14 protein-coding genes and 3 tRNA genes are annotated in these 11576 nt (G+C 46.7%); 3 read left to right on the top strand and 14 right to left on the bottom strand.

Translation table 11 applies throughout. From position 1 onward, the window contains the following. Window positions 1-20: 20 nt before the first annotated feature. The 3 genes from Q0Y54_RS00905 to Q0Y54_RS00895 all read right to left on the bottom strand — a co-directional run bounded on the left by Q0Y54_RS00905 (window position 21) and on the right by Q0Y54_RS00895 (window position 2128). Window positions 21-452, bottom strand: a complete 432-nt coding sequence (locus tag Q0Y54_RS00905) for a DUF1934 domain-containing protein (protein ID WP_297963354.1) — start codon at window positions 450-452, stop codon at window positions 21-23. A gap of 347 nt (window positions 453-799) precedes the next feature. Continuing rightward, on the bottom strand, window positions 800-1261 hold the full coding sequence (locus tag Q0Y54_RS00900) for a chemotaxis protein CheX (protein WP_297963352.1): 462 nt from the start codon (window positions 1259-1261) through the stop codon (window positions 800-802). Between the two features lie 3 nt (window positions 1262-1264). Beyond that, window positions 1265-2128 (bottom strand): response regulator, encoded by an 864-nt coding sequence (locus Q0Y54_RS00895; RefSeq protein ID WP_297963350.1) that lies wholly within the window; start codon window positions 2126-2128, stop codon window positions 1265-1267. A 407-nt stretch (window positions 2129-2535) separates the two neighbouring features. On the opposite strand from Q0Y54_RS00895, the gene putP reads away from it, so the two are divergent. Then, window positions 2536-4011: a sodium/proline symporter PutP gene (putP, locus tag Q0Y54_RS00890; RefSeq protein WP_297963348.1), complete on the top strand. Its 1476-nt coding sequence runs from the start codon at window positions 2536-2538 to the stop codon at window positions 4009-4011. 482 nt (window positions 4012-4493) lie between these two features. Here the strand turns inward: putP and Q0Y54_RS00885 are convergent, their stop codons facing one another. Further along, entirely contained in the window at window positions 4494-5438 is a 945-nt protein-coding gene (locus Q0Y54_RS00885) for a glycosyltransferase family 2 protein (RefSeq protein ID WP_297963346.1), read from the bottom strand. A gap of 63 nt (window positions 5439-5501) precedes the next feature. Next, complete coding sequence (locus Q0Y54_RS00880; RefSeq protein ID WP_297963344.1) at window positions 5502-5633, bottom strand: hypothetical protein; 132 nt, start codon at window positions 5631-5633, stop codon at window positions 5502-5504. 12 nt (window positions 5634-5645) lie between these two features. Here Q0Y54_RS00880 and Q0Y54_RS00875 point away from each other — a divergent pair, with 12 nt between their 5' ends. Continuing rightward, a complete protein-coding gene (locus Q0Y54_RS00875) occupies window positions 5646-6047 on the top strand; it encodes a GtrA family protein (protein ID WP_297963342.1) in 402 nt (133 codons plus the stop codon). 55 nt (window positions 6048-6102) lie between these two features. Here the strand turns inward: Q0Y54_RS00875 and Q0Y54_RS00870 are convergent, their stop codons facing one another. The 9 genes from Q0Y54_RS00870 to Q0Y54_RS00830 form a co-directional block, all read right to left on the bottom strand. Further along, complete coding sequence (locus tag Q0Y54_RS00870; protein WP_297963340.1) at window positions 6103-6471, bottom strand: hypothetical protein; 369 nt, start codon at window positions 6469-6471, stop codon at window positions 6103-6105. Window positions 6472-6486: 15 nt separating this feature from the next. Then, window positions 6487-7479, bottom strand: a complete 993-nt coding sequence (floA, locus tag Q0Y54_RS00865; protein WP_297963426.1) for a flotillin-like protein FloA — start codon at window positions 7477-7479, stop codon at window positions 6487-6489. A 41-nt stretch (window positions 7480-7520) separates the two neighbouring features. Continuing rightward, on the bottom strand, window positions 7521-7775 hold the full coding sequence (locus Q0Y54_RS00860; RefSeq protein WP_297963338.1) for an NfeD family protein: 255 nt from the start codon (window positions 7773-7775) through the stop codon (window positions 7521-7523). A gap of 219 nt (window positions 7776-7994) precedes the next feature. Further along, window positions 7995-8516: a transcription repressor NadR gene (locus tag Q0Y54_RS00855; RefSeq protein ID WP_297963337.1), complete on the bottom strand. Its 522-nt coding sequence runs from the start codon at window positions 8514-8516 to the stop codon at window positions 7995-7997. A gap of 98 nt (window positions 8517-8614) precedes the next feature. Beyond that, window positions 8615-8690, bottom strand: a tRNA-Val gene (locus tag Q0Y54_RS00850). Between the two features lie 39 nt (window positions 8691-8729). Further along, window positions 8730-8804, bottom strand: a tRNA-Glu gene (locus Q0Y54_RS00845). 1 nt (window position 8805) lies between these two features. Beyond that, window positions 8806-8881: transfer RNA gene (locus Q0Y54_RS00840), tRNA-Asn, on the bottom strand. Between the two features lie 74 nt (window positions 8882-8955). Next, window positions 8956-10161, bottom strand: a complete 1206-nt coding sequence (locus tag Q0Y54_RS00835; protein WP_297963335.1) for an SEC-C metal-binding domain-containing protein — start codon at window positions 10159-10161, stop codon at window positions 8956-8958. Window positions 10162-10202: 41 nt separating this feature from the next. Continuing rightward, entirely contained in the window at window positions 10203-11396 is a 1194-nt protein-coding gene (locus tag Q0Y54_RS00830) for an N-acetylmuramoyl-L-alanine amidase (RefSeq protein WP_297963333.1), read from the bottom strand. On the opposite strand from Q0Y54_RS00830, the gene Q0Y54_RS00825 reads away from it, so the two are divergent. Further along, window positions 11395-11576, top strand: a 182-nt coding sequence (locus tag Q0Y54_RS00825) for a hypothetical protein (protein ID WP_297963331.1), incomplete at its 3' end; no start/stop codon positions are given. The two genes, Q0Y54_RS00830 and Q0Y54_RS00825, sit on opposite strands and share 2 nt — an antisense overlap.

Raw genomic sequence — 11576 nt, 5'->3', positions numbered from 1 at the left:
ATGGCCTCCCAAACCTATAATCAATTATCAGCATTACTGATTTTTATGTGAAGCTCATAGTCACCAACCGGCATCCCATTAACCTGCAAATCATAGCACAGGTCAATCTCACCGCAGGCCTCCACTTCATCCATGCATATTTCCAGCTTCCTTGTATTTATTTCCAGCTCCATGGGACCGTAGGGGGTATGATACATGGAACGGGACCTTTCTCCCTTGGAAAAAGTCATTTCCGTATCAACGGCACCGCGACGGAAAATGGCCAAACTGCCGCCATCGGTTTTAATAGTGGTAGCAATCACATTTTCCTGGTCCATACTGCTGTCATCATATTTGATATAATGCTTTTTATTGCGGAAATAATACTGCCCTTCGACTAAATGGGCAACCCTTTCCTGTTTACCATTAAGGTCTTTTTGAAAGCCGGAGGTAACCACTGTAACCTTGTTCATAATGGTTCCTTTCGCCCTTTTTAAGCAGAACATTTATTTGCTTCTGCATTTATACAAAACTGTATTTATTATACTAAAAAGCCCTATCCTTGCCAAGAAATTTATAACGCCATTGTTCAAATTTTTCTTCTTTAGAAGAAAAATCTTCCAATTAGCGTTTCAACGAGCTGGGAGATATGCTCGCCAGCTGTTGTAGTTTGTTTTCCCCCACCTAAAGAGGTGGGGGACATCTTAAAGCTCGTTATATATATTTTTATGCGATGTCACCACCAGATAATTGTGTATTTCACAAGCCAAAATAGAAAAGGGACTGCCGAAGCAATCCCTAATATTACCTTCAAAATTACTCATTGCTTAACAGCAATATCAATCTCCACCTGATGGCCACTGACATCCATAATGACACACAGGTACTGCTCATTGCTTATCTTAATCTGGAAATCGGAGCCCACTGTCAGGGATGGCGTGGATATATCCACCTCAAGTCCCAGAGCAGTCAAATTAGTAGCGGCATTTGCCGTCAACATATTGGACATCTCGGAAATGGCACTCTGAGCCATCTCATCAAAGCTCTCTACCGGCATTCCCATCATCATGGTGGAAGCAATAAATTTAGCAGTCTCCTCACTCATATTATAAACGACGTTTCCCCTTATCTCCTTGGTAAAGCCAACGATAACAGCTACGCCCTGACTGACAGCATTCTGCTGATTGACTGTCATACCTGTACGCTGTGGTGTTGGAAAGCCCATTTGAGGAAGTACAGTCGTAAATGCATCTATAAAAGGATTAACCAACTTTACATCCATAAGTTATACTCCCCTCGCAAAACCCACACTCATATGAACATCACCATAAGACGTCTTAGCTATTACATTAAAGGAAATCAGCTCAGGATTGGACAGAATTATATCTGTACCAATAACTGTCCCCGGGGGCGTAATACGCATTTCCTTGTCCTTAAATACGTCATTAACCCGGGAAACAGCACGACCGGCAATTATATTGCCAGCCTCCTCGATGGCCGCCTCTGCTTCATCAGCCGACAAATCATCCTGAGGATCCAGCCCCAGCATAGCCTTGCTAAGGCTGTACATCGTATCCGAATCCATATATAAAGCAACTCTGCCCTTAGGTTCACCAACTATACCAATCACTGCAGCAACACCGTTAACCCGGACAACGGAGTCCTCATTTTGAGAAATCTCAATCTCGCTCTTGATACCAAATATTGACAACAAGCTCTGCTGAAGTACCTTGGCAAAGGTAGTTACATAGGACTCCCTATAAACAGCCACTGCCCCAACATTCTCATTGCACATAATCATAAGGGTATCTATGAGTTCATTGGTGCTGACCGGCTTTTGAAGAAATGAGCCAATACCGGCCATACGGCCCTGCATAATCAGCTTGGCATCCTTCATAGCACTTATCATAACGATTTTAGCCTTTGGATCTATTGCATGAATACGACGGGTGCATTCAATACCATCGGCATCCGGTAAATTCATGTCCATGGTTACTACATCCGGTTTTGTCTTAGCATAAAGAGCCACTGCCTCTGCAGAATTCTCAGCCATTGCGCAAACTTCAAAATTAGTCTTGGCCAGCATAGAGCTCACCATCATACGACTAATCCTCGAATCATCAACTACCATAACCTTGACTTTTTCCACAAACAATCACCTGCGCTTTTCCTGTATTTTATCCTTCTCTGTAAATATTCGCCAAAAAAACGAAAATCCTTCTATTTTAGGAAAAATTTCCTGTACTTTTTGACACGTAAACCATATTATTTCCTGATTTTTTGAAAACAATATCCATCAATCATATGAAACCTAATTAGATAGTTCTACATAAAGTGGATAATTCCTTCATTTTCCGGAAATAAAATAAAGACTTATTCAAGCTTTTTTGTTTAACCTCATTGAATTCAGCCGTTTATTACCCGTTAACGTAGGATAAAATATTACTGCTCAACAGTAGGCTTTGCCTATGGGCCTGTATATTTTTACATATCAATAGATAATTTTTAGCAACTGGAGTATAATATTTACTATCTGTATTATAGGAGGTATAACGTTTGGATAATATTTTAATTATTACGGCCTTTGTATTATATTTGGGCCTGATGATGTTTATTGGACTCTGCTATTATAAGAAGACAAATAACATGGATGATTATATCATTGGCAACAGGAAGCTGGGGGCCTGGGTAACCTCCCTTAGCGCCGAAGCCTCTGATATGAGCGGTTGGATGCTGATGGGACTGCCGGGAGCCGCCTATCTTGCCGGCCTTAATGCCGGCTGGATTGCTGTGGGGCTGGCCCTGGGTACCTATGCCAACTGGCGTTTTATAGCCGCCAGGCTGCGCAAATTTACGGAAATTGCCAATAATTCCCTGACCCTGCCGGATTTCTTCCAAAACCGGTACAATGACCGCAGCAACGTCCTGCGGGTGGCTCCGGCTATTTTCATCATTATATTTTTCGTAATTTACACCAGCTCCGGCTTTGTCAGCGGCGGCAAGCTGTTCAGCACCCTTTTTGGTATGGACTATACCACTGCCGTCCTGCTGGGGGCCTTCGTAGTGGTGTTCTACACCCTGACCGGTGGCTTTATGGCCGTATGCTGGACTGATTTCATTCAGGGAGTCATGATGTTCTTTGCCATCATCATGGTGCCCTCAGTGGCCATGTTCGCCCTTGGGGGACCTGTCAACACTGCCAAGGCAGTTGAGATTTTAAATCCGACCTTCTTCAACCCATTTATGGGTCCGGATGGCTCCACCATATCAGCTATTGAATTCATTTCCCTTATGGGCTGGGGGCTTGGCTATTTTGGTCAGCCCCATATTCTAATCCGGTTTATGGCCATCAAATCCTCCAGAGAGCTTAATCATGCCATGCATATTGCCATGGTGTGGGTGGCCATTTCCCTGGCTGCTGCTGTGGCCGTAGGTATTGTGGGCAGCGTGTACCTGACTGAAGCCCTTACCGGTCCAAGGGTGGAAACCGTATTTCTGGTAATGACCGGCGAGCTGTTTACTCCATTTGCAGGCGGACTCATCCTGTCCGCTGTATTGGCAGCCATAATGAGTACCGCCTCCGCCCAGCTTTTAGTGGCAGCCTCCGCCTTTTCCCAGGATTTTTACCGTTCGGTTATACGGAAGGAAGCAGGCCAAAATGAGCTTATATGGGTAAGCCGTGCCGCCGTACTGGTGATATCCGCCATGGCTATTACCTTGGCCATGAATCCGAATAGCTTTATTTTGGACATGGTATCCTATGCCTGGGCCGGCTTCGGTGCCGCCTTTGGCCCGGCTCTGATTATGTCCCTGTTCTGGCGACGGGCCACCAGAAACGGTGTCCTGGCCGGTATTGTGACGGGAGGCCTCACCGTGCTGATTTGGAAGCAGTTTGCCTTCCTTGGTCTTTATGAGATTATTCCGGGATTTCTGTTCTCCCTGCTGGCCATTTACGTCGTGAGCCTGTTGGACAAGGAGCCGGAGAAGGAAATTACGGAGATGTTTGATTCCGTACAAAATTCGGATATCTGATAAGGTGGAGGCTTCATCAGGTGAAGCTTTAAGCTCCACCTGATGATTGTCCCATTTCACCCGTTAACATCGGGAAAAAATAAAGGCTGACACCAAGGGATTTACCCTTTGTGCCAGCCTGTTTTTTTATTTCTATAAAAAAATGAAAATTTTTCTCATTTAGGTATTGAAAATCATTTTCAATTATGTTATATTATATTCAAGCTTTGAAAAAAGCGTAACTCTCCTAAATATAATACACACACACTAGGAAAGGGATTACCCGTGGATGGGTAATCCCTTTTCTAGTGCATAATAACAATACTAAAGCAAAAACTTGGCAGAAACTGTTGTCTTTCGCTCGGTTCCGGTGCTAAAACAATTTTTTGATCTGTAATTAGCAGCGAGTTATGATTTTTTTTCGCTATTGTTAAAGACAAGAAAAACTTTAGCGACGTGTGACGTGCTACAGGGGACTCCCCCACATCATAGCATAATAATATTTAATTGGTTTCCGGCTCATCCTTAGGTCGGTCACGGCCAATGAGGTACAGGGGTCTGTTTTTTACTTCCTCGTAAATACGGGATATATATTCTCCCATAATGCCCAGTACGGTGAGCTGCACGCCGCCGAAGAACAGTATGCAGGCCGTAATGGTGGCCCAGCCGGCCACTGCATCATTGAACACAAATTTTGATACCAATACATGCAAAAACAGTATAATACTGAGAAAGCCACAGCCAAAGCCTATATACAAGCCCATTCTAAGGGGCAGGCTGGAAAAGGCCATAACCCCATCCACAGCCAGGTGAAGCATCTTCCGGGGAGAGAACTTGGAAACGCCGGCAAACCGCTTGGGAGCCACAAATTCTATGTAGGTCTGCTTAAAGCCCATGGAGCCTATCATGCCCCGAATAAACCGGGCATGCTCCCGATACCGCCGAAAGGCCTTGACCACCTTCTGATCCATCAGGCGGAAATCAGCCCCTCCCTCCTGAATATGAACGGTGGAAATGGTATTTAAGACCTTATAATAATATGCAGAGGTAAGCTTTTTTAAGACCGAAACGCCTTCCGTGCTCTTGCGGATGGTATGAACCACATCATAGCCTTCCTCCCACTTGGCAATAAGGGTGGGAATAAGCTCCGGCGGATGCTGCATATCGCCATCCATCATGATAACCGCATCTCCGTCGGCATGGTCCAGCCCACAGGTCAATGCCAGCTGATGGCCGGAATTTTTTGCCAAAAAAATCGACTGAACCCTCTGATCCTTTTTTTCCAGCTCCCGGAGAATTTCCCGGCTATGGTCCTTGGAGCCGTCATCCACAAAATTTAGCTCAAAATCGTAGTCCAGCTTGTCAAACACCTCAGCAATGGACCTGTAAAAATGCTCGATATTATCTTCTTCATTGTATACCGGTACAACAACTGATATAATCTTCATGGTTATCTCTTTTCTTCTTTTATTAAACTGCTCGAAAATACCTTAATATTATAACGCCATTATTCAATTTTTGCCACAGGCAAAATCCTCCGGCCAGCCCTTTACCCAAAGGACCGGTATTCCGCCGCAGCGCGATGTAACAGGCTTCACCCAGCTGAATTCACTGAGCAGAAGCTTATCAATATTAAAAACCAAAGGGGTCTATTAATGAATTTAATTGAAAAAACAAAGCACCACTTTCTTACCAGGGAATTCTTCCTGTTTTTGGTTATTGGCTGTATCAACACCTTTAACTGTACCTTTATGGCCTGGCTCTGCTCCTTTTTCATAGCAGACGCCAATCTCACCTTCAACATAGGCTACATTCTGGCCAATCTCTGTGCCTGCTGGATGAACAGCCGCTTTGTATTCCACGACACATTATCTGTGAGCCGCTTCATAAAATTCTTTGTATCATATATTCCAAACTATATCATTCAAAATATTATTGTTATTATATTCTACAACTGGCTGGGGTATCCGCCAATAGTAAGCTACCTGATTGCAGCAATTTTAGGTATTCCGGTAACTTTTCTTTTGGTAAAGATATTCGCCTTTGGCAAAAAATAAAAACGGGCCAAAATACGGGACTGCATTTGCAGTCCCGCTTTTATTTTACCATTATTTACCTCAGTCTGTTGCGTCTGGCCTTGGGCTTACCCAGTATCTCCGACCAGATAACTGCCTGAGCCAGTCCGCTCATAGGCTTTTTTATTCGCTCCGTGGAATAGGAGGGATCCTGGGGCGGCTCCTCATGCTTTTCCTCATAATCATCCGTGTGACGCAGCAGGTACTCCTGATAGGGATTGTGAACCTGATCATACTCACTGGGATGATGGGGTCTGTGCTGGGGTGGTGGCGGCTCCGGACCACGTCCTATATCCGGTGGTATCCAGTCCTTGGGAATAGGCTGGGCCGGCGGCTTCTTCTTATCCAGCACATTGCCAAATATAACCATCAGGGCAAATACCACTACTGGAATAACATAATCCATAGCTGTTCACCTGCTTTACTTGATAGGCGGTGGAGTCAGGGGACTGCCATCGGCACTGCGGCTGATGCTGTCCCGCATATCCGTATCGGCCTTTACATTATTCAGGTTATAATAATCCATTACGCCTAAATTACCGTTTTTCAAGGCTTCAGCCATAGCATGAGGCACCTCAGCCTGGGCTTCCACCACCTTGGCCTCCATTTCCTGGGTATAGGCCTTCATTTCCTGCTCCTTGGCTACGGCCATGGCCCGGCGCTCCTCGGCCTTGGCCTGGGCAATCCGCTTATCAGCCTCTGCCTGATCAGTCAGGAGCTCGGCACCAATATTTCTGCCCACATCCACATCAGCAATATCAATGGAGAGAATTTCAAAGGCAGTACCGGCATCCAGTCCCTTACCCAACACTGTCTTGGAAATATCATCCGGGTTGGCCAGCACATCGGTATGGCTCACCGAGGAGCCTACGGTGGTGACGATACCTTCACCTACCCGGGCAATGATGGTAGGCTCACCGGCACCACCCACCAAGCGGTCAATATTGGCCCGCACCGTAACTCTGGCCTTAATCCGCAGCTCGATACCATTTTTTGCCACAGCAGAAACCACAGGGGTCTCGATAACCTTTGGATTTACGCTCATCTGTACCGCTTCCAGTACGTCACGACCGGCCAAATCAATGGCGGCAGACCGCTCAAAGGGAAGTGGTATCTGGGCTCTGTGGGCGGCAATAAGGGCATCTACCACCTTATCCACGTTACCGCCTGCCAGAAAATGAGCCTCAAGCTGGTTAACCTCCACACTGAGGCCAGCCTTATTGGCTTTTATCAGGGGATATACGATACGGGAGGGAATAACCTGACGCAGGCGCATACCCACCAGGGTAAAAATGCCCACCGATACATTGGCGGCCTTGGCGGCAATCCACAGCCGCAAAGGAACAAAATGCAAAAACACAAAGAGGAAAATAACGGCCAGGAAAACCCACAAACCACTAAAATCCAGCAACAAATCCAACAATTCGTCCATAACATACACCCTTTCAAAATAGCTTATCTTACAACCACACGGTTGCCATTAACCGAAATAACCCTGACCTCCCGGCCCTTGGGGATATAATCCCCCTCAGAAACCACATCCACCGGTTCACCGTTAATAATAACCGTACCGGCCGGTCTAAGCTCCCGGGATACAATGCCTGTGCAGCCCACCAGCTCCGGCTGTTCAACGGCACTGACATAGCCCTTTTCGGTTGTGGTCTGATCCTTCAGCACAAAGCTGTGCCATAAATCACTGAAGAAGGACATTGTACTCCCCCCTACCTGGTCCAATTAAAATATACGGGACAAGCATTGAAGCCATTGGAAATTGGCTTTCGCCACGGTTACAGCCATAAAATGAATACCCTTTCCCCGCATCCCCTATGGGATCAACACCTGCCCGTTATACTTTGTCACCTAAAGCAATACCTTAATTGTAGTATTTCCATCTGATTATTAGCTGAAAGGCCGCCCCAAGCCAACTTCTCATGCCTTGTTGGCACAGATATTTTCCTGACGCAGCTGCCTTTTTATCCGCTCCAGGGTTTCCTGATCCGGTGCCTCGATAGTATGGAGATGCACCCCCTGGGTCACTATGGACAAGGGCATCCCCGCACATTCCTTCATGCGATTATCAAAAACCTCCACATCATGCCGGTTTCTAAGCATCAAATCAGCCCGTATTTCACCATAAAGAGGATGCTCCACAATCACATCCCGCACATATCCGCCATTATCAACGATTATTTCCAGCTCACGGCGCATTTGCTCAGGGCCATGCTTACAGGCAATAATCCCCACTATACCATGAACCTCCCCATTTTCCGGCATAACATAGCCCCGGGGCGTAGCGTATATTATTGCCCCGCCAGCCCGAAGGACGCTGATATCCCCCACGATGATCTGACGGCTGACATTAAATTTTCCTGATAAAAAGCCTCCTGTAAGAGGGCCCTGGGCCTGCTTTAAGGTATGCAGCAGCAATTCCCGTCTTTCCTGCGTATCCATCCTTACCCCTCCTGACTTAATTTTAGTAAAGGTATAGAAAAAATGCAAGAACCTGCATAATACAAAAAGACTGTCCTAAGACAGTCTCTGATAATCAATGGTGGGCGCTAACGGGATCGAACCGCTGACATTCTGCTTGTAAGGCAGACGCTCTCCCAGCTGAGCTAAGCGCCCATATAAAAGGGGACCAAAAAATCCCCTCTGTTTTTTTAGTGGTGACGCGTACGGGATTCGAACCCGTGAAGCCGCCGTGAAAGGGCGGTGTCTTAACCACTTGACCAACGCGCCATGGCTCCTCGAGCAGGACTCGAACCTGCGACATACGGATTAACAGTCCGTCGTTCTACCGACTGAACTATCGAGGAATTTGTGTCGGTGACGTCGACAAGAGATATAATACTGCATATAAGATAAAAAAGCAAGCTTTTTTTGAATTTTTTTAGTAATTCTTATCGATACAGCAATTTTTATACTTTTTGCCACTGCCACAAGGACATGGATCATTGCGGCCAATCTTTTTTCCCACCCGAACCACGGAGCCATGAGGCATATTGGCCAGCTCCACCTGGGTATGACCCTTTAAGACCCACTTAGGCAGTGTACTGTCATAACGGCCGATTAGCTCATAAAGCTCCTGGGTCTCTTCCTCCTTGGGCAGGACCAGCTTCTGCTCCTTCAAAAAGCCGACTATCTCCTTCATACCATATCCATTCTGAATAATGATATTAATGGAGCGAACGGCCTCCGCCGCCTGGAGCACATCCAGCTTACACTTGTTCATCAAGAACTGGGCCAGGGCCCGGTATTCATCGGTAGACTCAATATAGGCCTCCTGACCGGCATCCCATACCTTATTATAGGGCAAATCGGCGTAATCAACAGAGGTATTCCTCAGCTGCTCCCCCTGAAGGGCCTCCACATTTATCAGTTCAGCGTACATCAGGTCATGCTTGCCGGCCTGAATATTATCATACCAGCAGCCGCCATTGAGAATTATGCCGATAAAATCGGCAAATTCCAAATCATCATCAATATAGTCGCACACCTTGGCATATAGCTGATCATAATCCATGACGCCATAATAGAACACCAGGCCGGAAGCCAGACGAATGACCTCCGTATTCAGGGCGGTGGCCTGCTGAAAGGCTCCATTGTTAATCTTGCCGTACTCCTCCTGAATTTCCTTGGGCATATACCAAACCAACTGGCCATCAGACAGGCCACAATACATAATGCCTATCCCCCGGAGATAATCCAGGCGTCCATCCTCCAGCTGCAGGTCCCTGACCTGTCCCTCATGCTGGCATACATAATCAAATATATCCTTCTGATCCTCAAAGGCACTGACAAACCACCGTTGGGCAAATTTAACTACCTCAGGCAATATTGCCTCAACCATCTCCGCCTTTTTCACCCGATTAATATTGTTTGCCACCGGAAGATTTAGATTATATTGGATATCCTCCAGCTCCGTCTTGGTCAGGGCCGTAAGGGCCTCCTCCAGGGTAAGCCTTGCCGGAAGCTTATGACGGCGCAGGCTCTTCATCCGTTCGGCCTTTTGCTCTGCTATTACCTGATTGAACTGCTCATCAGAAAAAATAAATTCCTGTTCATCTGCTTCCACATTTAATTCTTTTTCAGCCAAAATTACTCAACCTCACAATTGCTACATTAAACATTCCCTATTTATTCAAAGAAATTTTTTAATCCATTTAAAATACCCGCAGCTGCTTTCTTGATGCCCGCTTCAGAATTTAACAGCCGCTCCTCCCGCTCATTGGAAATAAACGCTGTCTCCAGGAGAATTGCCGGCATAGAAGTATGCTTTACCACGTAGAAATTACAGCTCTTCACCCCTCGATGTCCCGTTGACAGGGAGGATACCACAGCATCCGACACGCACTTGGCCAGGCGAATGGAGGTCTTGCTGCCGCCCCCATAATAGTAACCGGTAGTGCCACTTGGACTGCTGCTGGTAAAGGAGTCCATGTGTATGGAAATAAATATGTCTGCCCCACTATTGTTGGCCACATCACAACGGGCCTGAAGCTCCTCAATATCCGTTGCATTAGCCTTCTTTTTTGATACCTCAGTATCCCTGGTACGGGTCATAATAACCTCGGCCCCCTCAGCCACCAGCCGACGCTGCAGCTCCTGGGCTATACGCAGGGTTATACTTTTTTCGGTAACGCCGGTGGGACCAATAGCCCCAGTGTCGCAACCGCCATGACCGGCATCAATGGCAATTTTTTTATTGGCAATACCGGTGGTAAATACCGGCTCGGTCACCGGACTGGCCACCTTTTCCTTATCACTGCCGGTATTACTTTTGTCACTATCCGGGTAGATAATTTTGGGACCAGTCTGTTTATCGCTGCCAGACTGGGGTAACGGCTCCTCCTCAGGGCTGGAGTTAGGCTCCTCCTCAGAACTGGAGTCAGGCTCCTCCTCAGGGGTGGAGTCACTGCGCCCAAAATCAATGGCGGCTCCGGCGGAGCTCCCTCCCACATTGCCAAAATCCAGTACCAGACGATGGCCTGTTGCACCACCATCCAGGGTAAAGAAGCTGCGGTTATATTCATTCATGCTGCTTTCAATAACCACCCGCACCGTATTGGGGTCGTACTGGGCCATCCGAACCGTTTTAACAAAGGGACTGCCCATATTGATGGTCTTATTCATGTCGGAGCTGATCCAAGCCCCCTGGATATCCACCACCACCCGCTCAGGATTACTGAGCACACTGGTCTTAAAGGTAACCTCCTTGGTGGTATCCAATACTATCCGGGATTTATCCGCATCAGAGCTGACTCTTATAGCCTGAATTTCCGCCAAATCAGCAATCCGCTGGGCAAAGGAAGCCGCCTGAGCCTCTGACATGGACCAAAACATAAGAAAGCTAGCCAAAAGCAGCACTACACCTGCCAATGGCTGGTATATACCCTTAGCCTTTACAAAATACATAATAAAATTCCCCCAAAACAGGCTTTATGCCCAAAGAACCGGCAATAAAATGATAACTTATTCAGGTGGAGTTTTAACTCCATCTGAATTTAGTTG

The organism is uncultured Anaerovibrio sp., from assembly GCF_947302755.1.
GTDB lineage: Bacteria > Bacillota > Negativicutes > Selenomonadales > Selenomonadaceae > Anaerovibrio.
The sequence above is the reverse complement of the archived record's forward strand: the minus strand, read 5'-3'. Positions and strand labels throughout refer to the sequence as shown.

Coding starts and splice junctions, on each gene's coding strand:
- Q0Y54_RS00900 (WP_297963352.1), bottom strand. CDS start 1,261: ATGGATGTAAAGTTGGTTAATCCTTTTATAGATGCATTTACGACTGTA.
- Q0Y54_RS00885 (WP_297963346.1), bottom strand. CDS start 5,438: ATGAAGATTATATCAGTTGTTGTACCGGTATACAATGAAGAAGATAAT.
- Q0Y54_RS00870 (WP_297963340.1), bottom strand. CDS start 6,471: ATGGATTATGTTATTCCAGTAGTGGTATTTGCCCTGATGGTTATATTT.
- Q0Y54_RS00855 (WP_297963337.1), bottom strand. CDS start 8,516: ATGGATACGCAGGAAAGACGGGAATTGCTGCTGCATACCTTAAAGCAG.
- Q0Y54_RS00905 (WP_297963354.1), bottom strand. CDS start 452: ATGAACAAGGTTACAGTGGTTACCTCCGGCTTTCAAAAAGACCTTAAT.
- Q0Y54_RS00860 (WP_297963338.1), bottom strand. CDS start 7,775: ATGTCCTTCTTCAGTGATTTATGGCACAGCTTTGTGCTGAAGGATCAG.
- Q0Y54_RS00830 (WP_297963333.1), bottom strand. CDS start 11,396: ATGTCAGAGGCTCAGGCGGCTTCCTTTGCCCAGCGGATTGCTGATTTG.
- Q0Y54_RS00875 (WP_297963342.1), top strand. CDS start 5,646: ATGAATTTAATTGAAAAAACAAAGCACCACTTTCTTACCAGGGAATTC.